A 13,986-nucleotide genomic window follows, 5' to 3' on the forward strand; every position below is an offset into this window, starting at 1 on the left:
GTGCGACGGGGACGGAGGTCCCGGGGAAACCGACCCGGTGTCAGTCGTCGATCGCCTGGTAGAGGGTGGTCCAGAAGTCGTGGATGAGCCGGGCCGAGTCCGGGACGGACATCCCGACCTGGGTGAGCACGATGCCGGTGAGCCGGTTCTGCGGGTCGGCGTAGGTCGAGGTGCCGCTTCCGCCGTCCCAGCCGAACTGGCCGACGGGTGCGTAGTCGCCCCGGTAGGTGCGCACCGCCATTCCGAAGCCCCATCCGCCGTGCTGCCCCTGGCCGAACGACACGTGGACGTTCTCGGTGGCCATGGCGTTCCGGGCGGCCTGCTGCGCGGGCGTGAGGCGGTTGGTGGTCATCAGCTGGACGGCGGGCCGGGACAGGATCCGCTCGCTCCCGTGCATCCCCTGGTTCAGCAGCATCCGGAAGTAGGCGTGGTAGTCGTCGACGGTGGAGACCAGCCCACCGCCACCGGCCTGGAACGCCGGAGGCTGGCTGTGCCGTCCCCCCTCGGCCGGGTCCCACACGTGGAACTCCCCGGTCTGCGGGTCGGGGGCGTAGAGCGGCGGCAGCCGGTCCATCTTGTCGGCGGGCACGTGGAAACCGGTGTCCCCCATACCCAGAGGCTCGAAGACGCGCTCGCGCAGGAACGCCTCGAACGACTTCCCCGTGACCCTGGAGACGAGCACGCCCAGCAGGTCGTTGCCGACGTGGTACTGCCACTGCTCGCCGGGCTGGTGCATCAGCGGGAGCGTGCCCAGGCGGCGCGTCCACTCGTCGGGCTCGGGCATCGGCTCCGGCAGGTCGGGCGTGAGCCCCTGTGCGAAGAGCGCGTCCATGATCGGGGTGCCCAGCGCGCTCCGGTCGATGCCGAGCCCGAACGTGGAGGTCAGCACGTCCCGTACGGTGATCGGCCGCCGCGCCGCAACGGTGTCGTCCAGCGGGCCGTCGATCCTCCTCAGCACCTGCCGGTCGGCGAGTTCGGGCAGCCACTGCTCCACCAGGTCGTCCAGCCGCAGCCCGCACTCGTCGAGCAGGACCATCGCCGCCGCCATCGTGACCGGCTTGGACGTCGAGGCCATCCGGAAGACCGTGTCCCTGCGCATCGGGGCGCCGCCGTCGTGGCGCATCGTCCCGATCGCCTCGACGTGCGTCTCACCGCCCCGGCTGACCAGGGCGACCAGCCCGGGGATCCTCCCGCTCTCGACGTGCCGTGTCAGTACGTCGCGCATCCGGCGCAGTCCCGCCTTGGAGAAGCGGCCGTTGTCGTTTTCCATCGTGGATCTCCGTAAGTCGTCGGGTGGCCGGGGGGATACGGCTGATCAGAGGCCGCGGGCGGTGATGTCGCCGTGGGAGGTGGTGGCGCGGATGCCCAGGGTGGTCTCGCCGTCGTTCTTGAGGGCGTTGTGGACGCGGCCGTGGGGAGCGCCCGCGTCCAGGGCGGCGGAGGCGCCGGGGGCGGCGCTCACGGTGATGTCGCCGGACCCGGTGCGCACCTCGACCGTGCCCCGGGTGGCGTGGGCGATGTCGATGTCGCCTCTGGCGGTGCTGATCTGGGCGGGGCCGCCCAGGCGGCCGAGCGTGACGTCGCCGTCCTGGAGGGTGAGGCGGGCGCTGGCGGCCTCGTCGAGCTTGACGGGGCCCCGGGCGGCCTCGAAGGCGACCTGGCCCAGGCGTCCGACGCCGCGCAGCTCGGCGCTGGCGGCGGTGGCCTGGAGGTGGGAGCCGGTGGGCAGCTGGACGGTGATCTCCACCGATCCGGAGGGGCCGAAGGCCCGGTTCTTGGCGGGCGGGGCCTGGACGCGCAGGACACCGTCGTCGTAGGTGACGGTGACCTGCTGGGCGGCCTTGACGTCGCGGTTCTTGTCGGGGTTGGCGGGCTGGACCTGGACGGTGGTGTCGGTGCGGTCGGCGGCGATGAGCTGGACGCGTCCGGCGGGGATGTCCAGGACGGTGGTGATGGCGGTGGGGGTGGGGAAGGTGTGCATCGTACTTCTCCTTCTTCCGGTGCGGCGCCGGTGCGGCCCGCTGTTTCCGATGATGGAAAAGCTACGTTGCGTTCATGGTTATGGCAACAGAGGTATCGCGAAAGATCCCTGTATTAGCAGGTAGATCCGGGGGAATTATTGCAATGGTTCTGAATCTAATGCAACGTTCTTCGCTCATTGCGTTGCAATGGTGAGAAAGTAAACGCTAGGGTGGGCGCACCCACGCACCACGAAGGAGACCGCGATGCCCGGAGGCAGGCTCACCCAGTCCGAACGCCAGCAGATCGAACTGGGACTGGCCCAGGGACTGGCCTACGCGCGGATCGCCAGGGACCTGGACCGCCCCACCTCGACCATCACCCGCGAGGTGACGCGCAACGGCGGCCCCACCTCCTACCGCGCCGACCTGGCCCACCGAGCCACCCAGCACCGCACCCGCCGCCGCGTCAAGACCGCGACCCGGGCCGCACAGGCGCCTCCGCAGGCCTACGGACGCGACGCCGAGGCCGTGCGCGAGTACGAGGAGGCCTTCACCGCCGTCTTCATGCAGTCGGGTCTGCCCAAGATGACGTCCCGGGTCCTGGTGTCCCTCTACACCACCGACGAGGGCAGCCTCACCGCGGCCGAACTCGTCCAGCGCCTCCAGATCAGCCCGGCCTCGGTCTCCAAGGCGATCACGTTCCTGGAGGGCCAGGGCCTGGTGCGCCGCGAACGCGACGAACGCCGCCGCGAGCGCTACGTCGTCGACGACGACGTCTGGTACCAGTCGATGCTGGCCAACGCCCAGGCCGAAGCACACCTCGTCGAGACCGCGCGTCAGGGCGTCCAGGTCCTGGGCCCCGGCACTCCGGCCGCCGTGCGCCTGGAGAACATCGCCCGCTTCGTCGACTTCGTGCGCGAGAGCATCATCCGCGCCTCGGAGCAGGCACGCGAGGTCCTGCACACCAGACCCGAACCCGTCCCGGACGGCACCGGCGAGCCGTCCCCGGAACCCCGGTAGGCAGCCGCCTCGGCGGTCACGACCACGGGCGGCCGCTTCTCCCAGCGGCCGTCCGGGAACACGCGGTGAGCCCGGTGCGCAGACGGACCGGCCCGGGCGGACCCGGTCCGCGCGGCCCGGAGCGCGTGTTCCCCGCGCCTTCGGGGTCTTCGCACGCCGACGCCCCCGGCCGGGAAGCCGGGGGCGTCAGCGCGGAGCCGGGGGTCAAGCGGCCCGTGTCCGCGGCTCCAGGTGCTCGGCGGCGAGCCTGCCCACCGTCTCGGCGAGAGCCCTCGGGTACTCCAGCGGTCCCATGTGGCCCGCGCCGGGGATCTCCCGCACCTCCCGGCAGTCCTTCAGCAGCGACGCGATGTGGTGCGCGTGCCAGGGCGGGGTCAGCTTGTCGTCGGTGCCCACCATCACCACCGTGGGCACCGAGATCTGCCGGGCGGTCTCCTCCGCCTCCAACGTGCAGATCACCCGCCCCCACGCGCCCCGGGACACACCACCGCACGCGTGCACCATCCTCATGCACAGCCGCACCATGCGTGGATCGGCTCTCCTGCCCATCACCATGGACTTCAGTACCGCCGTGGTGAGGGCGTTGCGCGGGCCCAGCGGTATCGGGGCCCTGAGGAAGACCTGCGCGCCGAACGTGCCCAGCGGACCGGGCAGCGGGATCGCGGTCGACCGCATCGGCAGTTCCTTGCACCCGGTGTTGGTGAGCAGCACCGCGGCGGCCCTCTCCCGGAACACCGGGTGCGCACCGGCCGACATGATGGTCATCCCGCCCATGCTGTGCCCGGCCACCACGGCTCTCTCACCTTCGGGCACGGTCGCCTCCAGGACCGCGCACAGGTCCTCGGCCAACTTCCGGGCGCCGTACCCCGCCCTGGTCAGCGGCGCCTGGGTGCGTCCGTGACCGCGCTGGTCGTAGAGCACCACCCGCAGGGACGGGTCCAGTTCGCGCACCACCGGTCCCCAGGAGGCGAGCGAGGTCGCCCAGCAGTGCGCGAGGACCACGGTCGGCCCGTCCTCCGGGCCGCGCACCTCGACGTGCAGCAGTGTGCCGTCGTCGGAGCGCACCTGGAGTTCTCGGACCTGACCCACGTGTCGGGTTGCCATCGGGGATACCTCTCACTCGGGGGAAGACCGCGCCGGGTGCCGGAAAGGGGCCGCCCCGGGTCGGCGCGGGCCGGGGGCGTGCGCGGACGCATTCAGTCGTCGGACGCGTCGATGTCCACGCGGGGCACGGCGAAGGGCGGTGAACCGGCCCCGTTGACCGGATGGCCGCCCCACAGGTTGGGTTCGTCCAGAACCCCGGTGCCCTCGAACCCGTCGGGGGTGCGCACCACGACCGTACGCACGCCCGCGCGGAAGGCCGCGGTCACCTCGGGGCTGGGGGACAGCCGCCCCCGCCAACGGTAGTCACCGGTCAGGGGGGAGAAGTGGCCCGCCAGGTGGGCCTGCACCCGCACGGCGACGCCCTCGTCCGCCGCACCCTCCGCATCTGCCGCACCCCGCGTATCCGCCGTGTTCTCGACACCCGGCGCACCCGACCCATCCGTCACACCGCCAGGATCCGGTGACTCCGGCGACCCCTCAGCATCAACCGCAACCTTCGTACCAGGCACCCGCTCCGACCGCTGCGCGCCGCCGGCGGTGGGCAGCACGACCGTCACCGGGCCCCGGTACTCCTCCTCCCCGTCACCGAACCCGCTCATACCGCTCCCCTTCCGGAGCCGCTCCGGCGCGGACCGCGGGCCGCCGGGCGCCGCGGCCGCGGGAGCGGTCCACCCGCAGGTCGTAGTTGTGGGGATCGAACCAGCGCGTGCGCAGCGCGAACTCCCAGGTGAAGGTCGGCCACAGCGTGGTGTTGCGGCCCTGCTCGTTGAGGTACCAGCTGTCGCAGCCGCCGGTCACCCAGACCGTGCCCTCCATGGCCTTGGCGACCATCTCGTTGTAGTCGCGCTGGGCCTTCGGGAGCACGTCCATGCGGTCCAGGCCGTTGCGGCACAGGTACTTCAGCGCCTGCATCGTGTACCGGATCTGGGCCTCGATCATGAACAGCTGCGAGGTGTGCCCCAGCCCGGTGTTGGGCCCCGCCAGCACGAAGGCGTTGGGGAACCCGGCCACGGTGGTGCCGCGGAAGGCCTGCACGTCCGTGCCCCAGTGGTCGGAGAGAGAGCGCCCCTCGGCGTTGAAGATCCGCCGCGCCACGGGCGGGTCGCTCACGTGGAACCCGGTGCCGAGGATGATCGTGTCGACCTCGTGCTCGGTCTCGCGGCCCGAGGCGTCGCGGGTGACCACGGCGTGGGGGCGCACCTCCACGATGCCGTCGGTGACCACGTCCACGTTGGGCCGGGCCAGCGCCGGATAGTAGTCGTTGGACATCAGGATGCGCTTGCAGCCCGCCCGGAAACTCGGCGTGAGCTTGGCCCGCAGCTCGGGGTCCTTCACGCTGCGGCGGATGTTGGCCCGGCCCAGCCCCTCCACGATCGAGAGCAGCCTGGGGTTCTTGGCGAAGCCGAGGACGTAGGACTCCCGGCCCCAGTAGATGCTCTTGCGGGCGATCTGCTGGGTGAGCGGCACGTTGCGGTACAGCCAGCGCTCCAACCGGGTGATGTCGCGGTCGTGCCGGAACATCACCCACGGGGCCGTGCGCTGGAACAGCGTCAGCCTTCCGGCCTTGGGCTGGATCCTGGGCACGAACTGGATCGCGGACGCCCCGGTGCCGATCACCGCGATCCTGCGGCCGGTGAGGTCGTGGTCGTGGTCCCAGGCCGCCGAGTGGAACATCGTCCCCTCGAAGGTGTCCAGGCCCTTGATGTCGGGATAGGAGGGGTCCGCGAGCGGTCCCGCCGCGCTGATGAGGAACTGGGCGGTGACGGTCCCCCGGTTGGTCTCGATCCGCCACCGGTTGCCCTCGGGCTCCCAGTGCGCGGACCTCATGTCGTGGTCGGGGCGCACGTGCTCCCGCACCCCGTACTCTCCGGCGACCCGCTTCATGTAGTCGTGGATCTCGGGTTGGGGGGAGAAGCTGCGGCTCCAGTGCGGGTTGGGCGCGAAGGAGAACGAGTACAGGTGGGAGGGGACGTCGCAGGCGGCGCCCGGGTAGGAGTTGTCGCGCCAGGTGCCGCCGATCCCGTCGGCGCGTTCCAGAACCACGAAGTCCTTCAGACCGGCCTGCTTGAGGCGGACGGCCATCCCGATCCCGGCGAAGCCGGAGCCGATGACGGCCACCCGGAAGTGGGGTGGTGCTTCGGTCACGTCTTGGTCCCTTCGTGCGGACCGGCCCGGACGTGTCGCCGTCCGGATCGGCGGGTGTGTCCCCCGGGGGCGCGGCGCGTTTCGCCCCCGGGGGAGTTGTCACCCCGTGAGGCGCGGCGTGTTCCGCCTCCGGGGAGCGGGCTCCCGGGGACGTGGCGCGTTTCGCCCCCGGGAGGCGGGTCCACCGCCGGGGGACGCGGCGCGTTTCGTCCTCCGGCGGTGGGGTCTGGGACCCGCAGGCCGCGGTGCTTCCGGACCGGAGTCCGCGGCCTGCGGGTTCGGGGGCGGACGGGGAGCGGGCCCGTTCCCCCGAGGGGACCCGGCGGCGGGGCGTCGACAGGAGAGACGTCCGCAGCCGGGGAGGGGCAGGGTCAACCGAGCAGGCCGGCCTTCTTCCAGAAGTAGCGGCCCAGGCCGGTGATGGCACCGGCGGTGTCCAGGGTGCTCACCACCTTGCGGGCGGCCCAGGTCTTGGTGCCGATCCAGTGGGGGTTGTTGCGGGCGACCCGGGAGGCCTCGCGGGGGTCGAGCCCGACCTGCGCGTACACCTTGGGGTTGATCAGCCGGGTGGCCGAGTAGTAGGTGACCAGGCCGAGGATGATCCGGCTGTAGGCCCGGTTGAGCGGGCCGCGCGTGGCCCAGTCGCGCTGGAACTCCTCGCGGGCGTAGCGCATGTGCCGCGCCTCCTCCACCACGTGGATGCGCGAGACCGAGCGCACCAGCGGCAGGATCTGCTCGTCGGGCACCGCCTCGCGCTGGAGCTGGTCGAGGACCTCCTCGACGAACAGCGCCCCGGCGAAGATCAGCGGGCCGTGCGCGATGGTCTTGAAGAGGTTGCCGAGGTGGAAGGCGACGGGGTCGAGCTTGTGCGTCTGCCAGCCGAGCTTGCCCACCATCTTGGCGAACATCACCGTGTGGCGGCACTCGTCGGCGATCTCGGTGTAGGCGTACTGGACGTGGTTGGTGCTGGGGTCGTGGTGGTAGGCGTGGCGGACCAGCATCTGCATGAGGATGGTCTCGAACCAGATGCCGATGGTGGCGACGCTGGCGATCTCCAGCCGGGAGAGCTCCTTGCGCTGCTCCTCGGTGAGCCGGTCCCACAGGTAGGTCCCGTACAGCGAGAGGCGCTCGGGGCGGATCGCCCACATGTCCTTGTCCACGGGGGCGTCCCAGTCGATCTCGACGAGCGGGTCGAAGGAGGCCTTGGCCGAGCCGCGCAGCAGGCGCTTGGCGATGTCCTCGCGGTCGGTGATCTTGGGCTTAGGGGTGATCTCAACGGTCAACTGTGTGTTCCTCCTCAGGACGCGTCCGGCCGGACCAGGGGGTTGGCGTGCCGCGAGTGGAGTCCCCGGGCGATCTCCGCGTCGCCGAAGGCGCCGTCCGACAGGAGCAGGCCCACCTGGAGCGACACGATCTGTTCGGTGGTGCCGGGGAAGTGCCGGAACAGGTGGAGCCCGGCGGTGCCGAGCGCGGTGGAGGCGGTGTCGCGGCGGGCGTACCTGGCCCCGGCCGCGCGGACCACCGCCATGACGGTGTCGCGCTCGCTCTCGGCGGGGACGAGGCCGTCGAGGGCGACGCCGGTGGCCCGGGAACTGTTGTGGATCGGGGTGTCGACGTAGCCGGGGTGGACGGTGGTGACGCCGATGTGCGAGCCGTACTCGGCGCGCAGGCAGTCGGCGTAGGCGGTCAGCGCCCTCTTGGAGACCGTGTAGGCCCCGGCGAAGGGCAGCGACAGGTTCGCCAGGAGCGAGGCGGTGATGAGGACGCGTCCCCTGCTGCGCAGCAGCGCGGGCATCGCGGCGGCGGTGACCCGCCAGGTGCCCAGCAGGTTGACCTCCAGCGCCTGGTGCACGTGGACGTCCGGGGCCTGGCCGATGTCCACGGCCGGTCCGACGCCCGCGTAGTGGATCAGCAGGTCCAGGCGGCCGTCGAGCCGGTCCAGGGCCTCGGCTACGCCCTCGCGCACCTGCGCGTCGTCGGTGATGTCGCAGCCGACGACTCCGGGGGCGGGCTTGCGGTCGATGCCGACCACGTTCACACCCAGGTGGCGGAGGACGGCCACCGTGGCGCTGCCGAACGCGCCGGAGGCGCCGGTGACGAGGGCGTTCTGGCCGGGCAGTCGTCGCAGGTGACGCGGTAGGGGGGTCCTCATGTGATCTCCTCCACAGTTCCTGCCGGAACGTTACAACGGGCATTGTCACAATGCAATGGGGTGACGCGGGAAATTTACTGACGGGTAAGGTTCGCGGTTGTCCCTAGGCTGGACCCATGGCCGAATACCGCATTGACGAACTCGCCCGGCTCGCCGACACGACGGTGCGCAACGTCCGGGTGTACCAGGACCGTGGCCTGCTCGCGCCTCCCCGCAGGGAGGGCCGCGTGGGCATCTACTCCGAGGCGCACCTGGCGCGTCTGCGGCTGATCGGCCAGCTGCTCCGGCGCGGCTACACCTTCGCCAACATCGGCGAGATGTTCCGGGTCTGGGAGCGAGGAGGGGACCTCTCCGACATCCTGGGCTTCGAGTCGGCCATAGGGGACGCCTGGAGCGACGAGATCGCCGGCTACCTGACCATGGGCGACCTGCGCGAACTCTTCGGCCACGGCGTCACGCCCCGCACGGTGAAGCGCTCCCTGGACCTGGGCGTGCTCGAACGCGACGGGCTGCGTTTCCGGGTGCCCAGCCCGCGGCTGCTGCACGCCGGGGTGGAGCTGGTGAAGCTGGGCATGACCGTGGACTCGGTGCTCGACATAGCGGAGAACCTGCGCGACAAGGTCGGCCACGTCGCCGAGCACATGGTCCGCCTGGTCGCCGACCACATCATCGCCGAGTACGCGCCCGGCACGGTGGTCCGCAGCGAGGAGACCGCCGAGATGGCCGAGCTGATCCGCCGGGTGCGCCCTCTCGCGCAGCAGGCCGTGGACGCGGTCCTGGCGCAGGCGATGGCGGAGAACCTCACCAACGTCATGGGGGAGCACTTCGCCCTGGCGATGGAGTACCTGGACAAGGAGGGCGCGGCCAAGGAGGGCGTCGGAGGGGGCGCGGCGGCGCCGCCGAAGGGCTGACGGGGTGCGCCCGAAGGCCTTCGGCGCACTCGCCGGCCTTCGCGGCCCGCGGATGCCGGGTTCGTGGGCGGTTCCGGTGCGCGAGCGCGTCTGAGCGCTGGCTACCTGTTGGAGGACCGGGTGTCGCGGCGGTTCCACCGCGCGAGCGCGTTTCCACAGGCCGAGGAGCGGTCTGGCGGACGCGGGGCGGGCGGGGGAGACTGGGATCCGGGGGCGGTGCGCCCGCCCGGAAGCGGCGCGCGGCGCCCCCGAAATCCAGCCTAGACCGGTTCCCCCGACGCCACCGGGGCGCCCGCCGTCCCTGTGGACGACCGGCCCCGGGGCGCCGGCCTCACGTTCGTGCGTCCTCCCCAGCGGCCCCGCTCTGCCCAGCGGCCCCGGTCGTCTCGCCGACGGCCGCCGCGTCCGCTGACGGCGCCTCCGAGTGCACCACCGAGAGCGGGAGCGGGGCGGTGAACCGCAGCTCGGCGAAGGCGCCGGCCGGAACCGCCGGGGAGGCCGGGAACACCGGCCCGACCCGCCGGTACCGCTCGCCCTGCTCCGGCCGGGTGTCCTCCTCGCCCTTGTTCGGCCACATCGACATCGCGCGCTCGGCCTGCGCGGTGATGGTCAGCGACGGGTTCACCCCCAGGTTCGCGGTGACCGCCGAGCCGTCCACCACGTGGACGCCCGGGTGGCCGTACAGCCGGTGGTAGGGGTCGATGACCCCCGTCTGCGGGCTGTCGCCGATCGGGCAGCCGCCCAGGAAGTGCGCGGTCATCGGGACGTTGAACACGTCGCCCACCGTGCCCCCGGGAAAGCCGTCGATGCGCTCGGCCAGCCGGGTGGCCGCGTCCTGCCCCGCCGGGATCCACGTCGGGTTCGGCTCGCCGTGGCCCTGGCGGGAGGTCAGCCTCTTCCTCCCGCCCAACGGCCCCCGCCGCACCGACGTCGTCAGCGAGTTGTCCAGCGACTGCATCACCAGGCCGATGATGGTCCGCTCCGACCAGCGGCGGGCGGAGAGGCTGCGGGCGAACACCACCGGATGGCGCGCCGCCAGCCCCAGGAACCGCAGCCAGCGCGGGACCCGCCCGCCGCCGGGCACCTGCATCGCGGTGAGCAGCGCCATCGCGTTGGAGCCCTTGCCGTAGCGGACCGGTTCGATGTGGGTGTTCTCGTCCGGGTGGATCGAGGACGTGATGGCCACGCCCCGGGTCAGGTCCTCCTGCGGTCTCACCCGGCGGGTCATCGCGCCGACGAGAGCCTCGGAGTTGGTGCGGGTGAGCGTGCCCAGCCTCGCCGACAGGCGGGGCAGCGCGCCCGAGTCGCGCATGCGGTGCAGCAGCGTCTGGGTGTTGTAGGTCCCGGCGGCCACGACCACCTGGCGGGCGGTGAACGTGCGGGCGTTCGACCGCCGCCGGGGCGCGTCGGTCCTGACGGTGTCGGCGGCGAAGCCGCCGCCCGGCAGTTCGCGCAGCCGCTCGACGGTGGTCAGCGGGTGCACCTCGGCGCCGTCGCGCTCGGCGAAGTACAGGTAGTTCTCGGTCAGGGCGTTCTTGGCGCCGTGGCGGCATCCGGTCATGCACTCCCCGCACTCCGTGCAGGCCCGCCGGTCGGGGCCCGCGCCGCCGAAGTAGGGGTCCCCCACGGACGCGCCGGGCTCGGCCCGGCGGCCGTCGCCGTCCAGGCCGTCGCCGAAGCACACGCCCACCGGGGTGAGGCGGAAGGTGTGACCCACGCCCATGTCCTCGGCGATCGCCTTCATGTGCACGTCGGAGGGGGTGACGGTGGGGTTGGTGCGCACGCCGAGCATGCGGCGGGCCTGGTCGTAGAACGGCGCCAGCTCCGACTTCCAGTCGGTGATGTGCCGCCACTGCGGGTCCTCGAAGAACGGGTCCAGCGGGTGGTACAGCGTGTTGGCGTAGTTGAGGGAACCGCCGCCGACGCCGGCGCCCGCCAGGATCACCACGTCCCGCAGCAGGTGGATGCGCTGGATGCCGTACATGCCGAGCCGGGGCGCCCACAGGAAGTTGCGGACGTCCCAGGACGAGGAGGGCAGCGTCTGGGGCGTGAAGCGGCGCCCCGCCTCCAGGACGCCGACGCGGTAACCCTTCTCGGTGAGGCGCAGGGCGCTCACCGAGCCGCCGAAGCCCGAGCCCACGACCAGGACGTCGTAGTCGAAGCGGTCGGCGCGGTCACCGGTCGCGGATCCGGTCTCGGCCCCGGTCGGGGTTTCGGTCGGGGTTTCGGCCGCGGTCCGGGAGGTGGGAGCGGAGGAGTTGGGGGTGGCGGTGGGATCTGTGCTGCGCTCTGGGGGCACGGTTGGACTCTCTCCAGGTCAGACGCGGTTTCCCGTAGTGCGCCGGATACGGGTCCGCAACATTGAATGCGCCATCTAGAAATGTGACAACAACTATTGTAATGTTCGTCACTACCGCCGAGTAGGGTGTGTTCCATGTAACACACGTGGCGTGCCTCGGCGCAAGTTCGGCTCCCCCTCGCCGCTCACGGGCGGCGGAACACTGGAGGTACTCATGCCCAAGGCTTCCGGCGAGGCGTCCGAGGCGCCTCAGGACGCGCCTGAGCAGCACGAAGCCGGTGGCGGGACGCGCTGGCGCAGGTTCGCCCTCGTGGCCGTCCCCGGGTTCGCGGCCGCCGCGGTCCTCGGAGGCATGACCACCCAGGGCCTGCTCGCCGCCTCCTTCGCGGTGTCCGGGGACAGTTTCAAGATGTCCGCCGACCAGCTCGTCGGCACCGGCTTCACCCAGTACGGCGACGCCGCCACCTCCGTCGACGGCTCCTCCCGCCCGGTCGGCCTGTCCTCGGTCGGCTCCGCCGAGCTGACCAACCTGTGCATGTCCTCCCTGTGGGACCTGCCCATCGGCCAGGCCACCCTCGTCATCACCGCGGGCGAGTCCACCCCCGTCCAGGGCACCAACCTCGTCCTCGACATCGAGCAGCTCCAGGGCGACGCCGAGTTCGGCGCCATCGAGATCGGCCGCGACGCCAGCACGCTGGACAGGGCCGAGGGCGGCCAGGGACCGGCGGGCGGCTTCGGCCTCCAGTCCCAGAACATCACCGTCTCCGACATGGAGCTGACCACCTGGGCGGTCACCTCCGGATCCCTGAAGCTGTCCGGTCTGAGCCTGGCCGTCCGGCCCGGCGAGCACGAGTGCTTCTGATCCCATGGCCCACGCACTGACCCTGCTCCGCGGGGGCCGGGCGCGCCTGCGCGACTGGCGGCGCGGCCGCCCGTTCTGGGGCGGGCTCATCCTCGTCATCGCCGGAGTCGAGCTGCTGGTCGCACCGGCCGCGCAGAGCCTGATCCTGCCCATCGACCTGATCGCCTACACCGGTATCGCCGGTGTGTCGGGCCCGCTCATCGCGGTGCTGCTGATCACCCTCGGAGTGCTGAGCTGGTTCCAGCCCGCGCAGCACCTCTTCTTCGGGGTGGTCGGGCTCATGCTCGCCCTGGTGTCCTTCGTGACCTCCAACTTCGGCGGCTTCGTCATCGGGATGCTGCTCGGCATCGTCGGCGGCTCCCTCGTCTTCGCGTGGGCGCCCCGCGTGGACCGCCGCCGAAGGCGCGGACGCCGACGGGCCGCGGACGCCGACGCCACCGGCCCGGAGGCGTCTTTTGGGGCCTCTCCAGGGGACACCGCCCCCCGCGGTCCCGAAGCGCCGGACGGGACCGGTGGGCGTGCGACCGGGGAGGGGCCCCCGACCGCTGTCCCCGCCGAGACCGCGCCCGACGCGGGCGTTCCCGAGCCCCTCCCCGGCAGGGACACCGGTTCCGCGACACCCGACGGAGCCGTCAGCGCCCCCCGGCCTCCGTCCCGGCCGCTGGCCGCGCTCGCCCTGCCCCTGGCACTGGCCGTGACCCTGGTCGGCGCCGCCGCGCCCGCCGACTGGCCCTGGGACTGGTTCCTGCCCCCGGGCGACGAGGAGGAGCAGCCCTCGCCCTCTCCCTCGCCCTCCCCCTCGGACGAGCCCTCGGCGAGCCCCACCGACCGGCCCACCCCGCCGGGGCCCGGGCCCGGCGCGGGCGAGGGGGACGGACCGGACGAGCGGCCCGAGGACCAGCGGCCCGGGGAGGAGGAGACCGAGGAGGAGCCGGAGGAGGACGGGCGGGACCGGGAGGCGAACCCGGACGAGTGCGAGATGGGCACCGGCGAGTCCGCCCTGGCGGGGTCGGAGGAGGAGTTCCTGGAGGCCGTCCGCGCCTGCCAGGCGGCCCAGGACGCGGGGGAGCTGCCCGAGGTTCCGGTGGAGGAGGCCCACGACTGCTCCACCGGTTCGGTCCGCACCTCCGGCCTGACCGCCGACCGGCTGACGATGAGCGGCGCCCGCTACGACGGCGTGGTGGAGTGCCCCACCCTCGACGGTCCCCGCAGGTACATCCGGCTGACCATGAGCCGGGCCGACTTCGTCAACGCCGAACTGTGGTTCGAGGACGCCGGAACCCGGATGAGCCTGGACCTGCCCACCATGGTCATGGACGGGTCCGTCCAGATGCACATCACCCGCATGCACGTGCGCATCCTGGGGATCCCGCTCACCTTCACACCGGACTTCCCGCCCCCGCTGCTGCTGCCGTACATGATCGTCACCGACGTGGACGTGGACGACCCGCTGGCCAGCACCGACGTCATGAACATCCCCGACCTCAACGGCCGCTACGGCGGCGCCTGACCGCGCCGCCGCACACGGGGGC

12 protein-coding genes are annotated in these 13,986 nt (G+C 72.1%); 4 read left to right on the forward strand and 8 right to left on the reverse strand.

Translation table 11 applies throughout. The annotated features are described in order from the left end of the window. Positions 1-40: 40 nt before the first annotated feature. Together EV372_RS16505 and EV372_RS16510 are read right to left on the reverse strand one after the other, a co-directional pair. Positions 41-1,270, reverse strand: a complete 1,230-nt coding sequence (locus EV372_RS16505; RefSeq protein ID WP_130396695.1) for a serine hydrolase domain-containing protein — start codon at positions 1,268-1,270, stop codon at positions 41-43. 45 nt (positions 1,271-1,315) lie between these two features. Then, on the reverse strand, positions 1,316-1,981 hold the full coding sequence (locus tag EV372_RS16510; RefSeq protein WP_130396696.1) for a DUF4097 family beta strand repeat-containing protein: 666 nt from the start codon (positions 1,979-1,981) through the stop codon (positions 1,316-1,318). A gap of 244 nt (positions 1,982-2,225) precedes the next feature. Between EV372_RS16510 and EV372_RS16515 the strand changes: the two genes are divergently transcribed. After that, the gene (locus EV372_RS16515) at positions 2,226-2,981 is read left to right on the forward strand and encodes a GbsR/MarR family transcriptional regulator (protein ID WP_130396697.1); all 756 of its coding nucleotides are present in this window, start codon (positions 2,226-2,228) and stop codon (positions 2,979-2,981) included. A 204-nt stretch (positions 2,982-3,185) separates the two neighbouring features. Here EV372_RS16515 and EV372_RS16520 read toward each other — a convergent pair whose 3' ends face one another. From EV372_RS16520 to EV372_RS16540, 5 genes are all read right to left on the reverse strand, one after another. Then, positions 3,186-4,085: an alpha/beta fold hydrolase gene (locus EV372_RS16520; RefSeq protein WP_197044267.1), complete on the reverse strand. Its 900-nt coding sequence runs from the start codon at positions 4,083-4,085 to the stop codon at positions 3,186-3,188. A 92-nt stretch (positions 4,086-4,177) separates the two neighbouring features. Then, positions 4,178-4,438, reverse strand: a complete 261-nt coding sequence (locus EV372_RS16525; RefSeq protein WP_130396698.1) for a DUF4873 domain-containing protein — start codon at positions 4,436-4,438, stop codon at positions 4,178-4,180. A 229-nt stretch (positions 4,439-4,667) separates the two neighbouring features. After that, the gene (locus EV372_RS16530) at positions 4,668-6,230 is read right to left on the reverse strand and encodes a flavin-containing monooxygenase (RefSeq protein WP_197044268.1); all 1,563 of its coding nucleotides are present in this window, start codon (positions 6,228-6,230) and stop codon (positions 4,668-4,670) included. Positions 6,231-6,601: 371 nt separating this feature from the next. Then, positions 6,602-7,513, reverse strand: coding sequence for an AurF N-oxygenase family protein (locus EV372_RS16535; protein WP_130396699.1), 912 nt, complete (start codon positions 7,511-7,513; stop codon positions 6,602-6,604). A gap of 14 nt (positions 7,514-7,527) precedes the next feature. After that, complete coding sequence (locus EV372_RS16540) at positions 7,528-8,382, reverse strand: SDR family NAD(P)-dependent oxidoreductase (RefSeq protein WP_019606688.1); 855 nt, start codon at positions 8,380-8,382, stop codon at positions 7,528-7,530. A gap of 116 nt (positions 8,383-8,498) precedes the next feature. Here EV372_RS16540 and EV372_RS16545 point away from each other — a divergent pair, with 116 nt between their 5' ends. After that, positions 8,499-9,293 (forward strand): MerR family transcriptional regulator, encoded by a 795-nt coding sequence (locus EV372_RS16545; RefSeq protein WP_130396700.1) that lies wholly within the window; start codon positions 8,499-8,501, stop codon positions 9,291-9,293. Positions 9,294-9,624: 331 nt separating this feature from the next. Here EV372_RS16545 and EV372_RS16550 read toward each other — a convergent pair whose 3' ends face one another. After that, complete coding sequence (locus EV372_RS16550) at positions 9,625-11,592, reverse strand: GMC family oxidoreductase (RefSeq protein WP_130396701.1); 1,968 nt, start codon at positions 11,590-11,592, stop codon at positions 9,625-9,627. Positions 11,593-11,806: 214 nt separating this feature from the next. Here EV372_RS16550 and EV372_RS16555 point away from each other — a divergent pair, with 214 nt between their 5' ends. Together EV372_RS16555 and EV372_RS16560 are read left to right on the forward strand one after the other, a co-directional pair. After that, positions 11,807-12,454: a DUF6230 family protein gene (locus EV372_RS16555; RefSeq protein ID WP_130398959.1), complete on the forward strand. Its 648-nt coding sequence runs from the start codon at positions 11,807-11,809 to the stop codon at positions 12,452-12,454. A gap of 4 nt (positions 12,455-12,458) precedes the next feature. Next, a complete protein-coding gene (locus EV372_RS16560) occupies positions 12,459-13,964 on the forward strand; it encodes a DUF6114 domain-containing protein (RefSeq protein WP_130396702.1) in 1,506 nt (501 codons plus the stop codon). Positions 13,965-13,986 lie beyond the last annotated feature (22 nt).

This window comes from Nocardiopsis sp. CNZ308, from assembly GCF_004217075.1.